Source organism: Alkaliphilus peptidifermentans DSM 18978, from assembly GCF_900101495.1.
Lineage (GTDB): Bacteria > Bacillota > Clostridia > Peptostreptococcales > Natronincolaceae > Alkaliphilus_C > Alkaliphilus_C peptidifermentans.
The window spans coordinates 36821-61385 of sequence record NZ_FMUS01000002.1 but is presented as its reverse complement, the minus strand read 5'-3'; the positions used below and the strand labels follow the sequence as shown (position 1 = coordinate 61385).

Below are 24565 nucleotides of genomic sequence, written 5' to 3'. Positions count from 1 at the left end.
ATAATCTAATAGTTTTATAATTAAATGGGCAACTGAAATTAATGGTTTTATACATTAATTTTAAGTTGCCTTTTAAAAAGTCTACGAATAGTTAATAATAGCAATAGAAGGGGGGCAAACCCATGAACTTAAGAAAACTAGTTCAAAAGCTAAAAATTAAAGAGGTAATAGGAAATATAGATTTAGAAATTCACAACATTCATTATAACTCGCGTAATATTAAGCCTGGAGGACTGTTTGTCTGTATAAAGGGTTTTAAAACAGATGGACATTTATACATTAAAGAAGCGATAGAAAATGGTGCAATAGCCATTCTGGTATCACAAAAAGTTATGGTTGATGGTGCTACAATAATACATGTAGATGATACAAGAAAAGCAATGGCAGAGGTGTCCAATGTCTTTTATGGCAAACCAAGCTCGTCACTGGAATTAATAGGTGTTACAGGAACAAATGGAAAAACCTCTATAACCTATATGGTAAAAAAAATATTAGAGCATAGCGGAAGAAATGCTGGACTGATAGGTACTATTGCTACTTGGATTGATAATGAAAAGATTGATGCTGTCAGAACAACACCTGAGGCCAATGACTTGCAATATCTACTGAATAGAATGGTTGATGCAAAACTAGACAGTTGTATTATGGAGGTTTCATCCCATTCATTAGAGTTAGGAAGGGTAGAAGGAGTAGATTTTAAAGTTGGCATATTTACCAATTTGACACCAGATCATTTGGACTTCCATGATAATCTAGAAAATTATAAAAATGCAAAGAAGAAGCTATTTTATAAAACTTCTTTATGTAATGTAATAAATGTTGATGACGCAGCTGGTAAAGAAATAAGTGATGAAATAAAACATTTAAATACTCCAATATTGACATATGGTATTGTAGAAAAATCTGATTTCACAGCCTGCAATGTGAAATTTAATAGTAAAGAGGTCACCTTTAACGTAACAGGTCCTGATAACTTTAAAATAGCTGTAAAGTTGCCTATTCCTGCAATTTTTGCGGTATATAATGCATTGGCAGCTATTGCCTGCTGTTATAGTTTAAAGGTTCCCGCCGATATAATTGCAATGGGGTTAAATGATTTTCCAGGTGTTCCGGGACGATTTGAAGTAGTCCCAGACATTGAAGAGTTTTCTGTAGTGGTTGATTATGCCCATACCCCAGATGCTTTAGAAAATCTTCTGAAGTCTACACGAGATTTTACTACAAAGAGAATAATAACTGTTTTTGGATGCGGAGGGGACAGAGATCAATCTAAAAGGCCTGTAATGGGGGAAATAGCAGGAAAGTACAGTGATATTACTGTAATAACCTCTGATAATCCACGCTCTGAAGATCCAATGAGAATTTTATATATGATAGAGGAAGGAATAAAATTGACTAAAGGGAATTATATAGTAATAGAGGATCGTAGAGAAGCTATTCGCTATGCTATCAAGGAAGCAAATAAGGGAGATATTGTTTTAATTGCTGGAAAAGGGCATGAGATTACTCAGGTGATTAAAGATCAGATCAATGTCTTTGATGATAGAATCGTAGCACTAGATGTTGCGAGGGAGGAAGGAAGAAAATGATTTCGTTAACATATGAGGAGATATGTAGAGGATGTAATGGACATATCATTTCTAAAGGAGCATCCACATCTGCATATGGGGTATCAACTGACACTCGTACAATACAGAAGGGTATGCTCTTTGTACCACTGATGGGGGAAAATTTTGACGGCCATACATTTATTGAAGAAGCGAAAATAAAGGGAGCAACTGGTGCCATCATTGAGAAAAATAGGAGCTTAAACCTTAGTGTATTGGATAGTATGTATCTAATAGAGGTGGAAGATACCCTAGAGGCATTAAGTAGGCTAAGTAAGTTTTATAGGAATATGTTCAACATCCCCTTTGTTGGAGTTACAGGAAGCACTGGAAAAACCAGCACCAAGGATATGATTAGTGCTGTTTTGTCCAGCCATTTTAGTGTTCTAAAGAACATAGGGAATTTCAACAATCATATTGGTTTACCCCTTACACTATTTAATCTTGAAAAGCATAATCAAGTAGCGGTATTAGAGATGGGAATGTCAGCCTTCGGTGAAATATCAATGCTGGCTGAAATCGTAAGACCTAAAATTGGTGTAATTACTAATATTGGTATGTCTCATATTGAACATTTAGGCAGTAAAGAAAATATAATGAAGGCAAAAATGGAAATAGCTGAACATATGACTGAAGATAACTATTTGATCATTAATGGAGATGATGAATATTTAAAAAAGCTTAAGGGACAGAAAACTCCTTATACTAAAATATTTTACGGTATAGGGCAGGATAATGATTTGTATCCATCAAGTATTAGTGAAAATGAGGATGGAGGATATAGTATTTCTATTACTATTAACGATAGAGAAGCTACTTTTAATATAAAGCAATATGGATTACACAATGTGTATAATGGATTAGTGGCTATTTGGATAGGAAACTACTTTGGCCTTTCACCTGACAAAATTCAACAAGCATTTGATTTTTATTCTCCATCTAAAATGAGAATGGAAATTCTAGAATTACATAATTTTAAAGTTATAAATGATACCTATAATGCTAGTCCAGACTCAATGAAGGCAGCAATTGATGTATTAAAGCATATAAAAGGAAAACGTAAAATAGCTGTTTTAGGAAATATGTTAGAAATGGGTGCCTTTTCCGAGGAGGGACATCGATTAGTGGGAAGTTACCTGGTTAAAGCAGGGGTTGATGGATTAATTGCTGTTGGAGATGAAGCTCGATGGATTGCTATGGAAGTAAATTACATAAATAGTAGCATAAATACCATTATAGTAGATGATAATAAGCAAGCATGTATTAAGTTAAATGAAATGTTGGAAAATGATGATGTTATTCTAATAAAGGGCTCCAGAGGAATGCAGATGGAAGAAATAGTAAATTTTTTACAAGAGAGGAGCTAATTTATGATTCAGCACAAACAGGTAATATATACAATAATAATTGGATTTATAATAACCTTAATACTTGGCCCATTAATTATCCCTTATTTAAAGAAGCTTAAGGTGGGACAAATGATTAGAGAGGAAGGACCACAGAGTCATCAGCATAAGAGTGGAACACCAACCATTGGTGGAATAATTATTATTGTCTCTATTCTTATTACATCTTTGACATCAGGACTTTTAAACACAGATATGCTGGTGGCACTTTCTGCAACTATTGCCTTTGGTATAATTGGATTCGTTGATGATTTTATTAAAGTAGTGCTTAAGCGTTCTTTAGGCCTAAGGGCATACCAAAAAATAGTTTTGCAAACAATCGTAGCAATTATGCTGGCCATATATCAATCAAATGTATCAAGTATGGGTACTAAGATTATTGTACCCTTTATAAAGGGAAGCTTTACTATAGGTAATATTGTAATACCTGAGTATTTAGATCTAGGGTTGCTCTATATTCCATTTATTATATTTGTGGTGTTATCGACTGTCAACAGTGCAAATCTAACAGATGGACTAGATGGCTTAGCAGCAGGTGTAACTTTGATTATTACTGCATTTCTAAGTTTAGTAGCCATTAATGGGGGATATACTAGTTTAGCAATTTTTTCTGCTTCGGTAACTGGTGCATGCCTAGGCTTTCTGAAATTCAATTCCCATCCTGCCCAGGTTTTTATGGGAGACACTGGTTCTTTAGCCCTTGGTGGTGCAGTCGTATCGGTGGCTATTTTAATGAATATCTCCTTATTAATTCCAATCATTGGTGGGATTTATTTTGCAGAAGCAGTATCAGTAATTTTACAAGTTGCTTCATATAAGTTGACTGGGAAACGTATATTTAAAATGAGTCCACTTCATCATCATTATGAGCTTAGTGGATGGGCCGAAACAAAAGTAGTTGTTGTTTTTTGGATTACAACTGTTATATTATGCCTAATTGGCATGATAGCAATAAGCTAAGAAAGCAGGTGTTGGAATGAACCTTAAAGATAAAAAGATACTAGTTATAGGCTTGGCAGTTACAGGTCTTCCCTTGGTAAAGGTTTTAGTAGAACTTGGGGGAAGGGTAATTGTTAATGATCTTAAATCCCCAAAGGACTTAGCTGAAGCCATTGAAGAACTTAGGGACGTAAAGGTAGATTATATTTTAGAAAGGCATCCTCAAGATATAAAGGAGCTTGGTGCAATTGATTTGGCTGTTGTATCTCCTGGAATACCTTTAGATATACCCTTCATACAAAAATTAAAAACTGAAGGGATTGAAGTTATTGGAGAAATTGAACTATCATATCGTCTCTCTAAGGCCAACATTATAGCCATTACAGGAACAAATGGAAAAACAACTACTACGGCATTAACTGGAGCTATTTTTCAAAATACAGGGGTCAAAACATATGTAGTAGGTAATATTGGAGTTGCTGCTATATCTAAAGCATTAGAAACAAAAGAAGGGGAGCCTATGGTGATGGAAGTAAGTAGCTTTCAATTAGAAAGTATAGTGAATTTTCATCCTAGAGTTGCGGCAATACTTAATCTAACACCAGATCATCTTAATAGACATAAGACAATGGAAAATTATCGGGATGCAAAGTTTAATATTTTTGCAAATCAAGATCCAGAAGACTATGCTATTATAAATTATGATGATGAACTATGCAGGAATCATAGCAGTAGTCTTAAAGCAAAAAAAATTTACTTCAGTAGAAAACAACAGCTGAAGGAAGGTATTTATGTTGAAGATGATGTTATAGTAATTTCATTTAATAATCAAAAGATCAATGTGATTTCAACAGATGAAATAAAAATTCCAGGTAATCATAATTTGGAGAATGCCCTTGCGGCAACAGCAATGGCCTTCGTAATGGGTGTAGATATAGAAATAATATCAAAAACCTTAAAGGAATTTGAAGGTGTAGAACATCGAACAGAATATGTTGATACCATAGAGGGAGTCAATTTTATTAATGACTCAAAGGGAACAAATCCAGATGCTTCAATTAAAGCTATTGAGGCTATTAAAGAACCAATAATTTTACTTGCAGGAGGTATGGATAAGGGAAGTGATTTTACTGAGTTTATACAGTCCTTTGGGGGTAAGGTTAAGGAAATGATAGTTTATGGAGAAACAGCAGAAAAGCTACAGGCTACAGCTAGAGCCTTGGGCTTTAATAACTATACTATAGTAAAGGATTTGGATGAGGCTGTTGTAGCAGCCTTTAAATTAGCAGTTACTGGTGACACTGTATTGCTATCACCAGCATGTGCCAGTTGGGATATGTATCCAAATTTTGAGGAGAGAGGAAAACATTTTAAAAATATTGTTTCTAGATTAAGGAGGTCTTAATAATGAAAAAAAAGGCTCCCTATGATTCTATAATTACACTGACAGTAGCTGCCCTTGTGTCTATTGGAATTATTATGGTGTTTAGTTCAAGCTTCTCCCATGCGTTAGTACAAAGGAATGACGGGTATTATTTTTTAAAGCGTATGTTAGCCTGGACATGTGTAGGAAGCTTTGCTATGTATTTCTGTGCCAAGTTCCCCTATTGGAAGTGGGAGAGATATGCAAATATTCTATTCTTCCTCAGTATAGGCCTGTTAATTGCAGTACTCACACCATTAGGAACTGAATTGAATTTTGCTCAGCGATGGATTTTTATAGGTCCTATAAGTATTATGCCATCTGAAATTGCAAAATTTGCTGTCATTATATACGTATCCACCAGTATCACAAGGAAAAAAGATAAAATGCAAAGTTTTGTTAATGGAGTTATACCTTACCTATTGATAATTGCTGTATACTTTGCGTTAATATTTTTCCAGCCAGATTTCAGTACGGCCTTTGTAGTGGCTGTAATTATTATGTCTATGGTATTTGTTGGTGGAATGAAGCTTTCTCATTTTATTGGCTTATCGCTTGCTGGTGCTGGAGCTATTTCGTCCATGATAGCGTATTTTTTTCTCACAGGAAAGACCTATAAGGCTAGTCGTATAATAGCATTTTTAGACCCTTGGGCAGATCCTACAGATACAGGTTTTCAAGTAATACAATCTTTGTTGGCGCTGGGCTCTGGAGGTTTATTTGGGCGAGGCTTGGGTAGAAGTGTGCAGAAGCATTTCTATCTTCCTGAACCACAGAATGATTTTATTTTTGCAATAATTGGTGAGGAATTAGGCTTTATAGGCAGTGTAGTGATCTTATTACTGTTCTTAGTGCTCATTTGGCGAGGTATAAGGCTTGCAATTAATGCACCTGACATGCTGAGCTGCCTAATGGCTACCGGTATAATTTGTATGATTACCATTCAGGTACTTATTAACATTGCTGTAGCAACATCATCTATGCCAGTTACGGGAATGCCGCTGCCCTTTATTAGCTATGGGGGAAATACACTGGCTATTTTTATGGCAGCAGCAGGAGTACTGCTGAATATATCAAGGTATGTTAACCCCGATAGGAGATGATGCAAATGAAAATTGTTATAAGTGGTGGTGGTACGGGAGGACATATTTACCCAGCAATTGCCATTGCTAACAAAATTAAAGAAAACAATAGTAGTGCTGAAATTCTTTTTATTGGAACAAGAGAAGGCTTGGAAAGTGATGTGGTTCCCCAAGCCGGGTTTAAGATGGAGTATATTACAATTAGTTACCTTAAGAGGAAGTTATCCTTTCATAATGTAAAAACAGGATTTAAGCTTATGAAGGGATTATGGGAGGCTAGAAGAATATTAAGGGTCTTTAAACCTGATATAGTTATAGGGACAGGAGGCTTTGTTTGTGGTCCTGTATTATATGCTGCCACTAGGATGGGGTTAAAAACAATGATACACGAGCAAAACGTTTTTCCAGGGCTTACAAATCGTATTCTTTCTAGATATGTAGATAGAATATTATTAAGCTTTGAAGATGCAAAAAAATATTTTAAGTATGATAATAAGATAATAGTTACTGGTAATCCAATTAGGGATGATTTCACCAGGGTCACAGAGGCAGAGGCAAAGGCTATCTATAGAAGTGAAGGTAACAAAGCTTTAGTACTAATAGTTGGAGGAAGCGGTGGTTCATCAAAATTAAACAACGCAGTCCTATCAATCTTAGAAAACACTAATAATTTTGATTTTCAGCTCCTGTGGGCGACAGGTAAAAATCATTATAGTAGAGTTATTGAGGCTATACAAAATAAAAATATATTAAATAATCATAAAATAATTCCATATATTAACAATATGCCCCATGCAATAAAGGCTTGTGATTTAATAGTATGTAGTGCAGGAGCAATTACAATAGCAGAGGTTACTGCGGCTGCAAAACCATCAATTCTTATTCCTAAGGCCCATACAGCCGAAAATCATCAAGAATATAATGCCGAAGCATTAGATAAAATTGGTGCAGCAGTTATGATTAAAGAAAATGAATTATCAGCAGAAACTTTATTGAATCATATAAATAATATTTTAAATAATAAGAAATTATTGGAGTCAATGAAGAAAGCAAGCTTTACTTCGGCTAAAATAGACGCAGTTGAGCAAATCTACAGGGAGATTCTAAAGCTAATAAATTAGAAAAGTAACACCTTCGAGTTTTTTGCATAATATGTTTATATATTTGGTAATTTTCATAATTGAATCAATTATAATACATAATATATAGAACTTTGGAGGTGACCAACTAGTGAGTAGGTATGAAATCCTTGGAGGAAATAAATTAGTTGGGGAAGTACGAGTGAATGGAGCGAAAAATTCTGTACTTCCTATATTAGCAGCAACGGTATTAAATGGTGGACTAAATGTAGTACACGATATTCCTAGATTATCAGATGTTATTACAATGACAAAAATTTTAAGGTCAGTAGGTTGTGAAGTGAAAAGGGAGAACAATACTCTGGTGGTCAATTCAAAGGGATTGAACAACTATGAGATTCCTGAGGATCTTGTTAGGGAAATGCGTTCTTCTATTATTTTTCTAGGTGCAATGCTTTCGAGATGTGGAAAGGTTAAAATTAGCTATCCAGGTGGATAGTAATACATATTGAACATATAAATCAAATGATGAATTTTATATGTTAAATGATGATTGAAATAAGACTATAGAATTGAAATTGAAGTTATAAATGGAATAAAGAAATTAAATTATTAATTTCTAAAATTCTGAGGATGACTAAGAATTGTAATTATACAAAGCTTTTAAAAAATTAATAATTATCATAAAAAAAAGTTTGTATGATGGATTATACTATGGTATAATTTTACTGTAATAGGAGCATCAATAAAATTAGGAGGTGAGAAGATGATTATCAATACTTTAGTTAACAGTGGTTCAAAAGTGTTTTTAACTACTAATGCAGCAATTTTTGTAGCAAACAAGGGAGTAGTGTGTCCAAAATTAAATAATCTGTTAATTAAGGAAAAAAATCATCTTTACTCATAGACTGATTAATAAGTTAATTCAGCCTAGGTAAGGGGATACTTACCTAGGCTTTAATTATTTTTGATATTATTTTAGTAAGTAATATTTTGCCTAGGAAGTAGTTTTCTTTCTAGGTTTTTTTATTGCATAGGAATTCAGGATTCAAATCACCATTAGAAAGTCCTAAGCAATAGGGGGTTTTTAATGTTTTTGTACTATTTCAAGGAGGAGATGTAGATGGAAAAAGTGTTAGGTAATAAAAAAAATAAGGGATTGTTCATTATTTAGCTTAGTTAAAAATAATAATTTTTGACCGCAAGGGGGGTCTACTATGAAGAATTTAAAGGAACTATGGAACTATATGAAGGGAAATAGAAGTCGGTACTTAGGTGCAGTTATAAGCATTGGGCTTGCAACTATATTTAGTCTTGCAGCACCTTTAATTATTAAAGTTACTATTGATTCAATAATTGGTAGTAAAGAATTAGAAGCACCAATTTGGATAGAAAGGATGATCACTGAATTTGGAGGTGTTGAGGTTCTTAGAGATAAACTTTGGATACCTGCAGCTGTAATTGTTGGATTTGCAGTTGTGAGGGGTGTTTTCTTGTTCTTGAAGGGTAAGTGGTCAGCAGAAGCAGCAGAAAAGGTTGCAAAAAGAATACGTGATGGTGTTTATAATCATTTGCAGTACCTTCCCTATCAATATCATGTAAATGCAGAAACAGGAGATTTAATTCAGAGATGTACCTCTGATGTTGAAACAATTAGAAAATTTTTAGCAACACAATTTGTCGAAATAGGCAGTGCGTTATTTATGTTACTATTTACTATTTATATAATGCTACCTATGGATATAACCTTAACATTGATCTCTATGGCCTTGATACCAATAATTTTTATTTTTACAGTTATATTCTTTATAAAGGTAAAAGAGGCATTTAGGTTAATGGAGGAAGCTGAGGGTAAAATGTCTTCAACTCTTCAGGAAAATCTAACAGGACTAAGGGTTGTAAGGGCTTTTGGACGACAGGCCCACGAAGTGGAAAAGTTTGATAAAAATAATAAAACAAACAGGGATTTAACCTATAAACTAATTCGTTTATTTGCATGGTATTGGTCTATATCAGATTTTATGTGTATGCTGCAAATGGGGATTGTCCTTATGACAAGTGTATACTGGACATTTACTGGAAGAATTACCTTGGGTACAATGGTTGTATTCAATACCTATGTGGGAATGCTCTTATGGCCTATCAGACAGATGGGAAGAGTTATTACCGATTTAGGTAAAGCAATGGTCTCTTTGGAACGGATTAGTGAAATACTTGATGTGCCTAAGGAAATCATGGAGAATACCAGTGAAAAACCAGCAATTGAAGGAAGTATCTCCTTTAAAGATGTATCCTTTGAATATGAAAAAGATAAGCCGATTTTAAAAAATATAAGCTTTGATGTTAAGGCAGGGGAGACTATAGCCATATTAGGACCTACAGGAGCAGGGAAAACAACACTAGTACATCTGTTGGCAAGACTTTTTGATTATCAGAAGGGATCAATTACAATAGATGGCAAGGAACTAAAGGATATTGACAAAAAATGGATTAGGAAGAATGTTGGTCTAATATTACAGGAACCATTCCTGTTTGCAAAATCAATAAAAGAAAACATTAGACTGGGAAAGGGAAATGCTCCGGACGATGAGGTTTATAGCGTTGCTAAAGTTGCATCAATCCATGATGTGGTTTTAGAGTTTGACAAAGGCTATGAAACACTAGTTGGAGAAAGGGGAGTATCCCTTTCAGGAGGACAAAAACAAAGGCTGGCTATTGCCAGAACCCTTATTTCAGATGCCCCAATAGTTGTTTTTGATGATTCATTAAGTGCAGTAGATACTGAAACAGATGCTGCTATTCGAGGAGCATTGAAAAAAAGAAAAAACAATGCGACTACATTTATAATTTCTCATCGAATTGCAACCTTATCTGAGGCCGACTTTATCTTAGTATTAGATAAGGGTCAACTTGTGGAGATGGGAAAACACGAGGATTTAATTAATCAAAAGGGCTTATATAGTAGGATTTGGAAAATACAAAGCCTAGAGGATGAAATTTTAGGAAAATCCAGTTGATGCAAATATTTAATAAAGTATTTATACAGCATTAGAGTATAGAAGGCAGGGTGATAAGATGATGGAACTTAAGGAACAAGAACATAATCAGAAATTTGATCTGAAGCTTTGGTGGGAGATATTTAAGTATACTCTACCGATGAAAAAACTAATTCTACTATTGATTGTTTCAATGGTTTTAGTGGCAGTGGTTGAAGCAGCATTCCCTCTAATGACTTTAGTAGCAATCGATCGTTTTATTTATGAAGGGCAATTAGAGGGGATATCAGGCTTTATAGCCCTATATGGATTGTTGGTAATATTACTGGCGGGAAACATATGGTTATTTATATCAATAGCCGGTAAAATTGAAACTACTTTGACCTATGATATTAGAAAAAAGGGATTTAAAAGACTTCAAGAGCTTTCCTTATCATACTATGATAATAAAGCTGTTGGATGGCTGATGGCTCGAATGACTTCTGATATAACGAGACTAGGTGAAATAGTATCGTGGGGTATGGTTGATATTTTATGGGGCTTTACAAAAATGACAGCAATTATTGCTGTAATGCTATTTCTTAATTGGCAGTTGGCATTAATATCACTTTCAGTAATCCCAATATTATTAATTACAAGTCTATACTTCCAGAAAAAAATATTAAAAGAATATAGAAGTGTAAGAAAAATAAATTCAAAAATTACTGGGTCCTTTAATGAGGGTATAACAGGAGCAAAAACTACAAAGGTATTGGTAAGAGAAGCAGAAAATTTAGAAGAGTTCACAGGTATTACAAGAGAAATGCAGGCTTCATCAATTAGAGCCGCCATATTCTCATCTATGTTTCTACCTATTGTATTAACCTTTGGAAGTATTGGAACAGCCTTGGCTCTATGGTTTGGAGGGATAGAGGTTGCAAAATATGCAATAACCTATGGAACTTTAGTAGCTTTCATTTCATATACAATTCAATTCTTTGAACCAATAAGAGAATTAGCAAGGGTATTTGCAGAGATTCAATCTGCCCATGCATCGGCAGAGCGAGTAATGTCTATGATTAATACTGAGCCAGAAATTAAAGACAGCTTAGAAATTGTAAGCCAGTATGGTGATTCCTTTGATCCTTTAAGAAAGAATTGGCCAGAGATAAAGGGAAATATAACCTTTAGAAATGTTTCCTTTAGCTATATTTCAGAAGAACCAATTCTAAAGGATTTCAATTTAGAAGTAAAGGCAGGAGAAACAATAGCCCTTGTGGGGGAAACTGGTTCGGGTAAAAGTACAATAGTAAACCTGGCCTGTCGTTTTTATGAACCGACAAAGGGAGAAATATTAATTGATGGAGTTAATTATAGGGAACGGTCTCAGCTATGGCTTCAATCTAATTTAGGATATGTTTTGCAAAGTCCCCACTTGTTTAGTGGAACCATAAAAGAAAACATTCAATACGGCAGACTTGATGCCAATGAAATGGATATTATTAGGGCAGCAAAGCTTGTAAATGCCCATGATTTTATTATGAAGCTGGAAAAGGGATATGATTCTGAGGTGGGTGAAGGTGGTGGTTTATTATCATCAGGAGAAAAACAGCTAATTTCATTTGCAAGGGCAGTATTGGCAAATCCTAAGATTTTTGTTTTAGATGAGGCTACCTCATCCATTGATACAGAAACAGAGCAGATGATTCAAAAAGCCATAAGTCGAATTTTAAAGGGCAGAACAAGCTTTATTATTGCCCATAGACTTTCTACAATACGCTCTGCAGATAGAATTCTTGTTATTAGAAAAGGGAGAATAGAAGAAGCAGGTAATCATCTTCAGCTTATACAAAAGAAGGGCTACTATTATAGACTATATACCAATCAATTTATGGAGGAAGAAGGAAAGAAGGCTTTAGAAAAATAAATTTTGGTTTGAAAGCTGGTTAAGGTGAATTTCCTTAACCAGCTTTCCTATTTAATATAGATATCAACATTTTGTCTTTAACAGAGCCATAGAAAAAATATGTTTTTAAATTTATAATTTTCTTGAATAATTAATTGCAAAATGTGAAAATATATGTTATAAATAACTGTATAAGCAAAAGTTTATTAAATAAACAAAAGTAAAGGAGGTACTATGACTGAGCGGGAAAGGCAAATAATCGAATTAATAAAGAAAAACCCTCTTGTTTCACAAAAGGAGCTTGCCAACAGCCTTAATATTACTAGGTCTTCTGTAGCTGTCCATATTACAAACCTGCAAAGGAAAGGCTATATAGCTGGTAAGGGATATATTGTTAAGGAAGGTGAATATGTGTGTATAATAGGTGGCACAAACGTTGACATTCAGGGCTTTCCAAAGGAAAATTTTGTTATAAGAGACTCTAATCCTGGTAGTGTTAAAATTTCATTTGGTGGTGTAGGCCGAAACATTGGTGAGAATCTAGTGAAATTAGGTATTGAAACCAAGCTTATTAGTGTTATCGGGGATGACCCCTATGGTAAAAGGATTTTAACGGAGGCTCTTAAAACAGGGCTAGACATGTCTGAATCACTTACATTAAAGGGCAAGTCAACCTCAACATATCTGTCCCTTTTAGATGAGAAGGGAGACATGTTAGGAGCTATATCAGATATGGATATATTTAATGAATTAACAGTTCAGTATTTGCAGGAGAAAAATCATCTGCTTCAACATGCTGCTCTTTGCATAGTAGATACAAACATTCCTACCGAGACAATAGAATATGCCTTAACACATCATAAAGATAAAGTGTTTTTCTTAGACACTGTATCCACTTCGAAAGCTGTACGAATTAAGGACTTAATTGGCAAATTTCACACTATTAAGCCCAATAGAGTAGAGGCAGAAATTCTTGCGGGAATTAAGATTAATAACGAAGCTGATATTAAAAGAGCAGGAGAGTACTTTTTGAAAAAGGGAGTAAGAAGAGCTTTTATTACCTTAGGAGAAGGCGGGGTATATTATACAAATGGAATTGAGGATGGAATAATAAATGCATCGAAAAGAGAGGTAGTAAATGCTACGGGTGCTGGTGATGCTTTTATGGCGGCGTTAATTTATAGCTATTTAAATAAGTTTCATATTAAAAAATCAACTATATTTGCTATGGCTGCAGCACAGGTGGCTTTATCTCATGAAAATACAATTAACCCCAATATGTCAATCGATAATATAAATAGAGAAATGGAGGATATCGACTTATGTTAGGAAAATATATTGAAGTTCATCCAGAGGTGAAATCTGCAATAGAAAATAATCAACCAGTAGTTGCTTTAGAGTCAACTATTATTTCCCATGGTATGCCTTATCCACAAAATGTAGAAACCGCCCTTCGAGTAGAAGAGATTGTTAGAAAAAATGGAGCAATACCTGCTACTATTGCCATAATCAATGGCAAACTAAAGGCAGGGCTAACAATAGATGAAATAGAGTATCTTGGAAAAGGGAAAGACATCCATAAAGCAAGTCGTAGGGATATACCTTTTATAATTGCAAAAAAAGCTGATGGTGCCACAACAGTTGCATCTACAATGATTATTGCAGATCTAGCCGGCATTAGAGTATTTGCTACTGGTGGAATTGGCGGTGTCCATAGGGGAGCCAATAATACCTTTGATATTTCAGCAGACCTACAGGAGTTAGCCAACACCAATCTTGCAGTTGTTTGTGCAGGAGCTAAATCAATACTAGATATAGGATTAACCCTTGAATATCTTGAAACCCATGGAGTACCAGTAGTAGGCTATAAAACTAATGAATTGCCAGCCTTCTATACAAGAAGAAGTGGTTTTAATGTTGACTACAGTGTTGAGGATACAAAGGAGCTGGCATTTGCATTAAAGGCAAAATGGGATATTGGCTTAAAGGGTGGTATTGTGGTGGCTAATCCTATACCTGAAGAATATGAAATGAACTATGATATGATTAATAATGCAATTGATAATGCTGTTGTTGAGGCCGAGGCAAAAGGAATTAAGGGAAAGGAAAGCACTCCATTTCTTTTAGCTAAGGTTAAAGAGATTACAGAAGGTAATAGCTTAGATGCCAACATTCACCTGGTATATAATAATGCTGAAGTAGCTGCAAAGCTAGCTGTCGATTTCGCAAAGTTATAGGCTCTTTATATAAATGTCCAAATGAAATGAGTAATGAGTAATGGCTAATGAGTAATGAGTAATGAGTAATTAGTAATGAGTAATTAGTAATGCAAGTAGGAGTTTGATAAAAATCAAATTCCTTTTTTTATTTGCCTCTTAGCTCTTAGCACTTATTTCAATTTTCAATTTTCAATTCTCAATTCTCAATTTTCTCTTTTATCTCTTAACTCTTTTTTAAAAGTTCGTTAATAGGACAACGGGAAGGGTGCATAAGCTTAATTAAGTAATTAGCTATAGAGGAAGGTGGAGGATTTGAGTAGTGAAAAGATTAAATCAAATGGTGATGAGAAGATTGAAGTAAAGCATGAATGGGCTGGAGAAAAAGAATTTCAGGTGATGCTAGAGGAATTAATTATAAAAAGAATATTAAAAGAAGAAGTCAATTGATAAGGGTAGGGTGGTGAAATTGAAGGTATATGGCTATGTCAGATTATCAAGAGATGAAGACAAGGAAAATTACTCCTCTATCTTGCAGCAAAGGAATATTATACATGAAAGAGCAAGAGAATTGGGTTATGAGATTGCTGAGATATATGAGGATGATAATATATCCGGTTACAGCTTTGATAGACCTGGTTTAAACAGGCTTATTGAAGAAATAAATCAAGGAGAGGTAGCTATTCTTATAGTAAAGGATAGTTCAAGAATTGGTCGGCATAATGCTAAAACTTTACTTTTTTTTGAACTTCTTAAAGAAAATGATGTTAGGTTAATTCTTGCTACAGAAAATTATGATAGTAAAATTGATAACGATGATCTTCTTGGTCTTCGAACATGGTATAACGAAATGTACATTAAGGATATAAGTAGAAAGATAACGGAAAACATTAGAAGTAAGCAAAAAAACGGCGGCTTGGTGATAAAAAGTCATTTTGGATATGTTAAGGATGCAAATGATAAACACAAACTATTAATAGATGAAGAGGCAGCAGAGATTATTAGAATGATTTTCGCAAGATATATTGAAGGATTGGGATATAGAAAAATCTCAGATGAATTAAACCTATTAAAGCTCCCTACTCCTTCCCAATATCTAAAAAAACAGAGGGGAGGTAAGTTTAAAACTGCATCAAAATGGAGTAGTGTTCACGTACAAAGAATCATAACCAATGACTTTTATATGGGGACCTTAAGATGTGGGAAAACTAGAAAAAAGAAGATAAAAGGAGCTTCATACTTAGTGGAAGAGGATAAGCAGATTATTTATGAAAATCATCATCCAGCTATAATATCAAAGGAAGATTTTTTGTTGTCTAGACAGATCAATGAGCGAAGGAATAATAGAAAAATAAGAGGTGGTAAAAGGGGGATAAATCTTTTTTCAGGATTTGTATACTGTAATGAATGTGGTAGTTACATGATTGCTAGAAAAAGAAAAAATCATGCCATAGGCTACTATTGTGGCGAATATCATAAGCATGGTAGAAAAGCATGCACTACTCATTATGTGTCAGAGGAAAATCTAAAAACAATAATAAGTACCAGTATTAAGCAGTTTATACTATGTAATAATTTAGATGTTATTCAAATTAAAAGGAAGGTTAAAAATATAAAAAAAAATAGTATTAATATAGAAAAAAGAATTGAAAAACTTTATTCCAGCATAGATAATAAAAAAGATGAAGCAAAAAATTATATAAGGTTATGGGCAAAAAATCAATTGGAGGATGAGCTTTACCAAGAAATCATATATGAAACTTACGCTGATTTGAATAATATGAAGGCTGCTTTAGAAAGATTGTTGGCAAAAAAAGACCTACATCGGTCAGAGGATACATTAGATAATACGGACTTTTTAGATAATTTTATGAACGATTTTGAACTTCAACGAGATGATATAGAACTATTGATAGAAAAAATAGTAGTCAAGCAGAATGATTCAACAGATCTTCTAAAAATAGTAATTATTTGGAGTTTTAAAGATCCAATGTGTATATCTAATCAGGTGGATGTGAAATTGGACCTAGACCGATAGATTTACATTTAAAATCATTAAAAGAATTAGGAGCCAATATCGAAGAAAAGCATGGTTTTCTAATTTGTGAGGCTAAAGAGCTTCGTGGTACAGAAATACAATTGGATTTTCCCAGCGTAGGAGCTACAGAAAACACAATTTTATCTGCTATATTTGCTAAGGGAACTACTGTAATAAGAAATGCCGCAAGAGAACCAGAAATAATAGATCTAGAGAATTTTATAAATAGTATAGGTGGCAGGGTAAGTGGAGCAGGAACAGCTACAATAGTAATTGATGGTGTAAAAAATCTTCATGATGTTGAGCATCGTATAATTCCAGATCGAATTGTGGCAGGTACCTATCTGATAGCTGCAGCTATAACAAAGGGAAAAATTGAGTTATCAAACATTATACCCGAGCATCTACAATCAGTGATCTATAAGCTGCGGGAGAGCGGCTGTATTATTGATTTAGAAGATCAAAGAATAAGATTAGCTGCACCCCAAAAATTGATAGCTGTAGATACAATCAAAACTCTTCCATATCCTGGCTTTCCTACAGATATGCAATCACAGATGATGGCTTTAATGAGTGTATCGGATGGAACAAGTGTATTTGTAGAAACAATTTTTGAAAATAGATTTAAGCATGCTGAAGAACTTGCCCGGATGGGTGCGAATATAAAGGTTAATGGACGTATTGCCCTTGTTAAAGGAGTGAAGGGCCTTACTGGTGCAAAGGTAAGTGCTAAAGACTTAAGAGGTGGAGCTGCCTTAATACTTGCAGCTTTATCAGCAGAGGGAAAAACTATTATTGAAAATGTTAAGCATGTTGAGCGTGGTTATGATAATATTCATGGTATTATGAATAGCTTGGGTGGTATAATTATAAAACAAGAAATACCAAATGAAGACTGATATCTGATATAATAAAATAATAGCTCTAAATAATCTAAGCAGTATTGTACTGCTTTTGATTTATTTCAATTTTGTACATGCTGTAACGTGAGGAAGGATATATTATGGGCGCTCAAGAGAGGCAAAAACGAAAAAAAATTCGTAGAAAGCTAAGAGGCTTTTTTTCTCTAATGCTAATTTTAGTAGTGTTTTTGCTTTGGGGAATTTATGGTATTCTACAATCAGATTTTATGAATTTAAAGGTAGTGGATGTAGAAGGGAATATTACATTAACAAGTGAAGAGGTTTTAGAAGCTTCCCAACTGCTACTCCAAAGAAATATTCTTAAGTATAATTTACAGGATATCCAGGAAAATATTGAGACTCATCCATATATCAAGACAGCAGAGATTGAAAGAAAACTACCAAATAGATTAATTATCAATGTGAAGGAGAGAAAAGAATATGCTATAATAGCATATATGGGTTCTTATCTATATATAGATAATGAAGGAGTCGTACTTAAAATAAGTGATAGCTATTTTTCTAATCAAATACCATTAATTACTGGATTAAGTCTGGAAAGCTTTGAGCTTGGGGGAGATATAGTTTCCTCTAACACAATCGGATTAATTAATGGATTAAGATTAATAGAGGCAGCTAATTTAAGTGATATGATAGATATTATCTCTGAATTAAATATTAATGAAGTAGATAATCTTCGTTTAATTACAATAGATGGTATAGAGGTTCTATTAGGAACCAGTGAGAATCCTGTGTATCAAATGCTTACATTAAGAGAAGTGCTTGTGAATTTATACTCCATGGAGAAAAGAGATGTCATTATAGATGTTCGATATGAGGGACATGTAACAGTAAAAGAGCGAAACATACAGGAGGAAGAGCAATGACGGATAAAAGGGGAAAAGTAGTCTTTGTTATCCTATGCATCATATTTGGAATAGCCTTATCAATGCAATTTAAGTCCGTAACTTCTAATACTAATGAAGGAAAGTTTCTTTCTTCCAATAGAGGCCAACAGGTGAGAATCCTTAGATCTGAGAATGAAAGGTTAAATCAAGAGCTTGCTGAGCTAGAAAAAAGACTTAGAGAGTATGAGCTATTTGAAGAGGATGAAAACTTTATTATTAGAAACCTAAAGAATGATTTGGAAAAGTATAGAATTTTGTCTGGACATAATTCAGTAGAAGGACCAGGAGTTACTATAAAAATAGAAGATACCTACAGTCTAGAAGGAGAAACAAGTAGATTTATTATGTACAATTATGATATCATTCTGGAGTTAATTAATAAGCTAAATGCAGCAGGGGCAGAAGCAATTTCGATTAATGACATCAGATATACTTCAACTACTGAAGTTTTCCTGAATTCAAATAGAATCCATATAAATGGTATAGCTACCTCGCCTCCATATTATATTAATGCAATAGGTAATCCAGAAACCTTGGAAGCAGCTTTGAACATGCGATTTGATTTAGTATGGAGATTAAGACAAGAGGATAGAATTAGAGTAAGTGTGAACAAAGAAGAAAACATTGAAATGTCAAGATATGATAGGCCTATGACATTTAAATATGCTAAACCGGTAGAGGCTAGTCAATAGATGCATGGAGGTTTTAAGAATGATAAATAGGTATGATACACTTAAAATCTTAATAATATTTGTTATATTTGGTTTTTTTCTTACGTTTCAAATCCGAAATATTGAAGAGGACTATAGTTTTGTTAGTCTAAAAACCATGAGTGACTTACAGGATCAAGTTAATAGAGAATTAGAGGACATTAAAAACTTCAGAGAACTTGTGATAGAAAAAGAAAACCGCTTAAATGAGTATAAGAAAGCATTATCAGAAGATGGAAGTATAAGGGATGTATTAAGAAGTGAATTGGACAGCGTAAAAATGATAAGCGGCTATACTGATTTACAAGGTCCTGGGATTATAGTTAAACTAAGTGACAGTGAAAGAGAGCTTTATGAGGGAGAGAATCCAAATGACTTAATTATTCATCGGACAGATGTTTTAATGATTATTAATGATTTAAAGATTGCAGGTGCAGAGGCTATTTCCATAAATGGGCAAAGAATAATTCATGCATCGGAAGTACTATGTTCTGGAGCAACCATTACTATTAATAATCATGTTTATGGACAGCCATTTATTATTGTAGCCATAGGAGATCCTATTACATTAGATGCTGCAATTAAGTCCGCAGATTCCTATGGATCACATTTAAGGGATTTTTTTGGTATTAAAGTAGAATCTCAAACCAGTCCAAGAGTAAGAATTTCAAAATATAACGGTGACTTCGCAATGAAATTTGCAGCACCAAGGGAAGGTGAATAGCTTGATTATTGCTTTAATTGGTCTATTAATTGGAATTATTTTAGGCTTGTATTTACCCATAACTTATCCAGCAGCCTATTCTTTATATATTTCTGTAGCTATCCTGGCTGCTCTTGACTCCGTTTTCGGTGCAATTAGGTCCAACATGGAGAATAAGTTCAATACAGAAATATTTGTTTCGGGTTTTTTTGGCAATGCCATTTTAGCAGGACTATTAGCCTATATTGGTGATCGAATAGGTGTACCCCTTTATTATGCAGCTATTTTTGCCTTTGGAAATCGTTTATTCCAAAACTTTGCAATCATAAGACGTTACCTTCTGCAGCATAATAGAGGATAAAAATAGTAATTGGAAATAAATCCCCTATATGGTATTATTTTTACCTCTAATATCTTGGAAAAATTAAATTTTATTGAGTTAGAAAAAAGGAAATCTATTGTTTTTGTTGAATTAAATAATCATTGTAGATGTATATAAAGTACTAAATCATAAAATGTCATTTTTTAGTACATAAGTCTCTAGATAAATATCAATCTATATGTTACAGTGTTAGAAAGATATTGTAATATCATTAGGGAAGTTTATACAAAATAGGACAAATACTTCTTCTAGGTAAGTGAATCTAGAATATCGAATATTTGTCTGCTCATATACATAACGAGGGGGTAGTTACTGTGTTAGAATTTGATGTAGATATGGATCAATTTGCACAAATAAAAGTAGTTGGCGTTGGCGGTGGTGGAAATAATGCAGTGAATAGAATGATTGAGTCCGGACTAAAGGGTGTTGAGTTTATAGCTGTTAATACAGATAAACAAGCTTTATTCACTTCAAAGGCTGAGCATAAAATTCAAATAGGGGAAAAGCTTACAAAAGGGCTTGGAGCAGGTGCTAACCCTGAAGTTGGTAGAAAAGCTGCTGAAGAAAGCAGAGAAGACGTATGTAAGCTACTTCAAGGAGCAGATATGGTTTTTGTTACTGCTGGTATGGGTGGAGGTACAGGTACTGGTGCAGCACCAATTGTAGCGGAAATAGCCAAGGAGATGGGAATACTTACTGTAGGTGTAGTTACAAAACCATTTACTTTTGAAGGCAAACGAAGATTAACTCATGCAGAGCAAGGAATAGAAGAATTGAAAAGTCGTGTTGATACTTTGGTTACTATACCAAACGATAGACTTTTACAGGTCATTGAAAAGAAAACTACAATGCTAGAGGCTTTTCAAATAGCAGATGATGTATTGAAGCAAGGTGTTCAAGGTATTTCAGATTTAATTGCAGTACCTGGTCTTGTTAATCTAGACTTTGCCGATGTTAAAACAATTATGTTGGAGCAGGGCTTAGCCCATATGGGAATTGGACGGGCTAGTGGAGAGAATCGTGCAGTTGAGGCAGCTAAGCAAGCTATACAAAGTCCATTGCTTGAAACCTCCATCGAGGGAGCAAAGGGAGTATTACTAAATATTACCGGTGGCTCTGGCTTAGGACTATTTGAGGTGAATGAGGCTGCTGAGTTGGTTACTCAGGCTGCAGATCAAGATGCTAATATTATTTTTGGTGCTGTAATAAATGAAGACTTAAAAGATGAAATACGTATTACTGTTATTGCAACCGGATTTGAAAAGGATCTAATGAAGATATTAGATAAACAAGGAAAATCAATAATTAATGCATCTGTAAAGGAAGTAGCTGCTAGCAATGATGAAGGTCAAAAAAATGATGACCTTGATATACCGATATTCTTAAGAAGAAAAAAATAATAAATATTATATAACCTAGAACCTGTTAAATAACAGGTTCTTTTTGTATTGATGATATTGATTTATAAAGAAAAATTTCGACCCGATAAATTGACAAAAAAATAAAATATCATCCTATATAATAGACATAAAGAAATGACCAATTGAATATTTCTATAATAAAGTGATATGTCCCTAATGGGAGGAGATATAATTGATTGTATACGCTGAATATGTGTTTCTTGAAAATTTTATTATGAATTATATAATTCTTTCACTAACATCAAAATTTGGAAAGGCTATACCAAAGAGATTTCAAATAGCTATTGCATCTTCGATAGGGGCGTTATATGCATTTATTATTTTTTTTCCTTCACTACATTTTTTATTTTCTTTTATAATGAAAATAGCTTGCTCTATGTTTATTATTGTTATAGCCTTTACTCCCTATAGGTTTAAAGACTTTTTTCGATTATTAGGCATTTTTTACCTAATTACTATCATCTTTGGAGGAGCAGGCTTTGCACTGTTTTATTTTACCAACTTCAATGGAATAATCAGTAATGGTATTTTTTACATAACCAATATATCTGTAAAAAATATTATATTGTCCTGCGGAATTGGTTATATACTAATAAATTTCTGTTGGGGCTACGTTCAGAAGCAATTAACAAGAGAAAAAATTCTTATGAAGGTAAAGATTCATATGAATGGTGAAGTTGTAGAGCTAATTGGCATGGTGGATACTGGTAATTCTTTGATAGATCCTATAACACATTACCCAGTAATGATCGTGGAATTCGATGCAATACTTAATTTGCTTCCAGAAGATATACATGCTATTTTTTTGGCCACTAGATTTCCAAATTATAACGAAATATCTTCTTCCTGCATTAATGCATCATGGATAACTAGGCTTAGAATTATTCCTTATGAGGCCTTAGGGACTGAGAACGGAATGCTTGTGGGCTTTAAACCAGATGGTGTTATTATAGAAAAAGATAGTCAGATTAAAAATATTAACGATATTATTATTGCTATATATAGTAAAAAACTCTCCAAGACAGGGGATTACAGAGCTTTGCTTCACCCAGATTTAGTTTAAAAAACAAAATGGCACAGGAGGTCTACTAAATTGAAAAGTCTATTATTAAAAAGCCGGTTAATACTACGATACTATTTTATAAAAGTGATAAAGCGATTAAATATTTATACCGATGAAGGTATTTATTATATTGGCGGTAGCGAAGCTTTACCACCCCCATTATCTAATGATGAAGAAAGCTTTTTAATATCAAAGCTTAAGGATGATGAAAGTACTGTACGTACAATACTAATTGAACGTAATCTAAGACTTGTAGTTTATATAGCAAGAAAGTTTGAGAATACAGGGGTGGGAGTTGAAGATCTTATATCAATTGGTACAATAGGGTTAATAAAAGCTGTTAATACCTTTAATCCAGATAAAAATATTAAGCTTGCCACATATGCCTCAAGATGTATTGAAAATGAAATATTAATGTATTTAAGGCGCAATAATAAGATCAGGATGGAGGTTTCATTCGATGAACCTTTAAATATTGATTGGGATGGAAATGAGTTGTTATTATCTGATATCTTAGGTACAGAAAACGATATAATATATAGATTTTTAGAGGAGGAAGTAGATAAAGAATTACTCAAACTAGCTTTAAATAAATTATCTAAGAGAGAAAAAAAGATAATGGAATTACGATTTGGTCTTTTTACAGGGCAAGAACGAACACAAAAAGAGGTTGCAGATATTTTAGGAATTTCTCAATCTTACATTTCTAGGCTAGAAAAACGTATTATAGTTCGTTTGAAAAAAGAAATTAATCGGTTAGTATAAGAAAGAGTCGTCTATATAAGTAGGCGATTTTTTTATTGCATACTTTATTTTTTTGACTGCTTTTTTATTCTTCTGCATATGTAATCGTATAAAAATATTACATCAGTCAATAATTAAAATATAGAAAGGGGTAATTCAAGTTGAAAGGACTGAAGTAAAACAATGCATATAAACAAAGTAGAAATTTGCGGAGTTAACACATCGGAATTACCAGTATTAACCAATCAGCAAATGAGAAAACTCTTCGACAGAATTAATCAAGGAGATTTTACTGCTCGGGAAGAATTTATAAGGGGAAATCTAAGGTTGGTTTTAAGTGTTATTCAGCGTTTTAATAATAGGGGAGAGCACGTAGATGACTTGTTTCAAGTGGGGTGTATAGGGCTGATTAAGGCAATAGACAATTTTGATCTTTCTCAGAATGTAAGATTTTCTACATATGCAGTACCCATGATAATAGGAGAGATACGAAGATATTTGAGAGATAATAATTCTATTCGCGTCAGTAGATCCTTAAGAGATACAGCATATAAGGCACTTCAAATAAGAGATCAACTGGTAAATAAAAATGGAAAGGAACCAAACATAACAGAAATTGCAGAGCAGCTAAATGTTCCTAGAGAAGATATAGTATTCGCTTTAGATGCTATACAAGATCCAGTTTCACTTTTTGAACCAATTTATCATGATAGCGGAGATGCAATTTTCGTTATGGATCAGGTAAGTGACGAAAAGAGTGAAGATGAAACCTGGATTGATAGCATTGCTTTAGGTGAAGCTATGAGGCGGCTTAATGACAGAGAAAAACTAATATTATCTTTAAGATTTTTTGAAGGTAGAACTCAAATGGAGGTGGCTGACGAAATTGGTATTTCTCAGGCACAGGTTTCTAGACTTGAAAAAACTGCCCTTAGACATATGAAAAAATATATATAGAAAAACTTAATGAAGAATGAATAATTAATAATGAGGGAATTTGACGAGGTCAAATTCCTTTTTTATTTTTGGTATAAAACTGATTTAAAAATGATAAATATGTA

General features: G+C 33.7%; 23 protein-coding genes. All 23 read left to right on the top strand.

Annotated elements, in window-relative coordinates; genetic code table 11:
* Positions 1-122: 122 nt before the first annotated feature.
* The 23 genes from BLP68_RS01915 to sigG all read left to right on the top strand — a co-directional run bounded on the left by BLP68_RS01915 (position 123) and on the right by sigG (position 24461).
* Entirely contained in the window at positions 123-1589 is a 1467-nt protein-coding gene (locus BLP68_RS01915; RefSeq protein WP_091539375.1) for a UDP-N-acetylmuramoyl-L-alanyl-D-glutamate--2,6-diaminopimelate ligase, read from the top strand.
* Positions 1586-2974, top strand: a complete 1389-nt coding sequence (locus tag BLP68_RS01910; RefSeq protein ID WP_091539372.1) for a UDP-N-acetylmuramoyl-tripeptide--D-alanyl-D-alanine ligase — start codon at positions 1586-1588, stop codon at positions 2972-2974. Before BLP68_RS01915 ends, BLP68_RS01910 begins: the two co-directional genes overlap by 4 nt.
* 3 nt (positions 2975-2977) lie before the next feature.
* The gene (gene mraY, locus BLP68_RS01905; RefSeq protein WP_091539369.1) at positions 2978-3973 is read left to right on the top strand and encodes a phospho-N-acetylmuramoyl-pentapeptide-transferase; all 996 of its coding nucleotides are present in this window, start codon (positions 2978-2980) and stop codon (positions 3971-3973) included.
* A 16-nt stretch (positions 3974-3989) separates the two neighbouring features.
* Positions 3990-5357, top strand: coding sequence for a UDP-N-acetylmuramoyl-L-alanine--D-glutamate ligase (murD, locus tag BLP68_RS01900; RefSeq protein WP_091539367.1), 1368 nt, complete (start codon positions 3990-3992; stop codon positions 5355-5357).
* Positions 5358-5359: 2 nt separating this feature from the next.
* A complete protein-coding gene (ftsW, locus tag BLP68_RS01895; RefSeq protein WP_091539365.1) occupies positions 5360-6478 on the top strand; it encodes a putative lipid II flippase FtsW in 1119 nt (372 codons plus the stop codon).
* Positions 6479-6483: 5 nt separating this feature from the next.
* Positions 6484-7578, top strand: coding sequence for an undecaprenyldiphospho-muramoylpentapeptide beta-N-acetylglucosaminyltransferase (murG, locus tag BLP68_RS01890; protein ID WP_091539363.1), 1095 nt, complete (start codon positions 6484-6486; stop codon positions 7576-7578).
* Between the two features lie 109 nt (positions 7579-7687).
* Positions 7688-8035, top strand: coding sequence for a UDP-N-acetylglucosamine 1-carboxyvinyltransferase (locus BLP68_RS01885; RefSeq protein ID WP_091539361.1), 348 nt, complete (start codon positions 7688-7690; stop codon positions 8033-8035).
* A gap of 267 nt (positions 8036-8302) precedes the next feature.
* Positions 8303-8443 carry a hypothetical protein gene (locus BLP68_RS21580; protein ID WP_176758826.1) on the top strand — a complete coding sequence of 47 codons (141 nt, stop codon included), beginning with the start codon at positions 8303-8305 and terminating at the stop codon, positions 8441-8443.
* A 310-nt stretch (positions 8444-8753) separates the two neighbouring features.
* Entirely contained in the window at positions 8754-10553 is a 1800-nt protein-coding gene (locus BLP68_RS01880; RefSeq protein WP_091539359.1) for an ABC transporter ATP-binding protein, read from the top strand.
* A 58-nt stretch (positions 10554-10611) separates the two neighbouring features.
* Complete coding sequence (locus BLP68_RS01875; protein ID WP_091539356.1) at positions 10612-12438, top strand: ABC transporter ATP-binding protein; 1827 nt, start codon at positions 10612-10614, stop codon at positions 12436-12438.
* A 213-nt stretch (positions 12439-12651) separates the two neighbouring features.
* Complete coding sequence (locus tag BLP68_RS01870; RefSeq protein ID WP_091539354.1) at positions 12652-13746, top strand: PfkB family carbohydrate kinase; 1095 nt, start codon at positions 12652-12654, stop codon at positions 13744-13746.
* Positions 13740-14654, top strand: a complete 915-nt coding sequence (locus BLP68_RS01865; protein WP_091539352.1) for a pseudouridine-5'-phosphate glycosidase — start codon at positions 13740-13742, stop codon at positions 14652-14654. Before BLP68_RS01870 ends, BLP68_RS01865 begins: the two co-directional genes overlap by 7 nt.
* A gap of 294 nt (positions 14655-14948) precedes the next feature.
* A complete protein-coding gene (locus BLP68_RS22210; protein ID WP_278278173.1) occupies positions 14949-15083 on the top strand; it encodes a hypothetical protein in 135 nt (44 codons plus the stop codon).
* A gap of 19 nt (positions 15084-15102) precedes the next feature.
* The gene (locus BLP68_RS01860) at positions 15103-16671 is read left to right on the top strand and encodes a recombinase family protein (protein WP_176758825.1); all 1569 of its coding nucleotides are present in this window, start codon (positions 15103-15105) and stop codon (positions 16669-16671) included.
* The gene (murA, locus tag BLP68_RS01855; protein WP_091539347.1) at positions 16653-17570 is read left to right on the top strand and encodes a UDP-N-acetylglucosamine 1-carboxyvinyltransferase; all 918 of its coding nucleotides are present in this window, start codon (positions 16653-16655) and stop codon (positions 17568-17570) included. Before BLP68_RS01860 ends, murA begins: the two co-directional genes overlap by 19 nt.
* Before the next feature lie 104 nt (positions 17571-17674).
* The gene (locus BLP68_RS01850) at positions 17675-18460 is read left to right on the top strand and encodes a cell division protein FtsQ/DivIB (protein ID WP_091539345.1); all 786 of its coding nucleotides are present in this window, start codon (positions 17675-17677) and stop codon (positions 18458-18460) included.
* The gene (locus BLP68_RS01845) at positions 18457-19173 is read left to right on the top strand and encodes a DUF881 domain-containing protein (RefSeq protein ID WP_091539343.1); all 717 of its coding nucleotides are present in this window, start codon (positions 18457-18459) and stop codon (positions 19171-19173) included. Before BLP68_RS01850 ends, BLP68_RS01845 begins: the two co-directional genes overlap by 4 nt.
* A gap of 19 nt (positions 19174-19192) precedes the next feature.
* Complete coding sequence (locus BLP68_RS01840) at positions 19193-19915, top strand: DUF881 domain-containing protein (protein WP_091539341.1); 723 nt, start codon at positions 19193-19195, stop codon at positions 19913-19915.
* Between the two features lies 1 nt (position 19916).
* Positions 19917-20255, top strand: a complete 339-nt coding sequence (locus BLP68_RS01835; protein ID WP_091539339.1) for a small basic family protein — start codon at positions 19917-19919, stop codon at positions 20253-20255.
* A 335-nt stretch (positions 20256-20590) separates the two neighbouring features.
* Positions 20591-21676, top strand: coding sequence for a cell division protein FtsZ (gene ftsZ, locus BLP68_RS01830; protein ID WP_091539337.1), 1086 nt, complete (start codon positions 20591-20593; stop codon positions 21674-21676).
* A gap of 193 nt (positions 21677-21869) precedes the next feature.
* Positions 21870-22760 carry a sigma-E processing peptidase SpoIIGA gene (gene spoIIGA / locus BLP68_RS01825; RefSeq protein ID WP_091539335.1) on the top strand — a complete coding sequence of 297 codons (891 nt, stop codon included), beginning with the start codon at positions 21870-21872 and terminating at the stop codon, positions 22758-22760.
* 30 nt (positions 22761-22790) lie between these two features.
* Entirely contained in the window at positions 22791-23525 is a 735-nt protein-coding gene (gene sigE / locus BLP68_RS01820; protein ID WP_091539333.1) for an RNA polymerase sporulation sigma factor SigE, read from the top strand.
* Positions 23526-23687: 162 nt separating this feature from the next.
* The gene (gene sigG, locus BLP68_RS01815) at positions 23688-24461 is read left to right on the top strand and encodes an RNA polymerase sporulation sigma factor SigG (protein WP_091539331.1); all 774 of its coding nucleotides are present in this window, start codon (positions 23688-23690) and stop codon (positions 24459-24461) included.
* The last annotated feature ends 104 nt before the right edge of the window (positions 24462-24565 follow it).

Bases quoted from the DNA above. Each gene is read 5' to 3' on its own strand.
- BLP68_RS01915 (WP_091539375.1), top strand. From the start codon at position 123: ATGAACTTAAGAAAACTAGTTCAAAAGCTAAAAATTAAAGAGGTAATA.
- BLP68_RS01910 (WP_091539372.1), top strand. From the start codon at position 1,586: ATGATTTCGTTAACATATGAGGAGATATGTAGAGGATGTAATGGACAT.
- mraY (WP_091539369.1), top strand. From the start codon at position 2,978: ATGATTCAGCACAAACAGGTAATATATACAATAATAATTGGATTTATA.
- murD (WP_091539367.1), top strand. From the start codon at position 3,990: ATGAACCTTAAAGATAAAAAGATACTAGTTATAGGCTTGGCAGTTACA.
- ftsW (WP_091539365.1), top strand. From the start codon at position 5,360: ATGAAAAAAAAGGCTCCCTATGATTCTATAATTACACTGACAGTAGCT.
- murG (WP_091539363.1), top strand. From the start codon at position 6,484: ATGAAAATTGTTATAAGTGGTGGTGGTACGGGAGGACATATTTACCCA.
- BLP68_RS21580 (WP_176758826.1), top strand. From the start codon at position 8,303: ATGATTATCAATACTTTAGTTAACAGTGGTTCAAAAGTGTTTTTAACT.
- BLP68_RS01880 (WP_091539359.1), top strand. From the start codon at position 8,754: ATGAAGAATTTAAAGGAACTATGGAACTATATGAAGGGAAATAGAAGT.
- BLP68_RS01875 (WP_091539356.1), top strand. From the start codon at position 10,612: ATGATGGAACTTAAGGAACAAGAACATAATCAGAAATTTGATCTGAAG.
- BLP68_RS01870 (WP_091539354.1), top strand. From the start codon at position 12,652: ATGACTGAGCGGGAAAGGCAAATAATCGAATTAATAAAGAAAAACCCT.
- BLP68_RS01865 (WP_091539352.1), top strand. From the start codon at position 13,740: ATGTTAGGAAAATATATTGAAGTTCATCCAGAGGTGAAATCTGCAATA.
- BLP68_RS01850 (WP_091539345.1), top strand. From the start codon at position 17,675: ATGGGCGCTCAAGAGAGGCAAAAACGAAAAAAAATTCGTAGAAAGCTA.
- BLP68_RS01845 (WP_091539343.1), top strand. From the start codon at position 18,457: ATGACGGATAAAAGGGGAAAAGTAGTCTTTGTTATCCTATGCATCATA.
- BLP68_RS01840 (WP_091539341.1), top strand. From the start codon at position 19,193: ATGATAAATAGGTATGATACACTTAAAATCTTAATAATATTTGTTATA.
- sigG (WP_091539331.1), top strand. From the start codon at position 23,688: ATGCATATAAACAAAGTAGAAATTTGCGGAGTTAACACATCGGAATTA.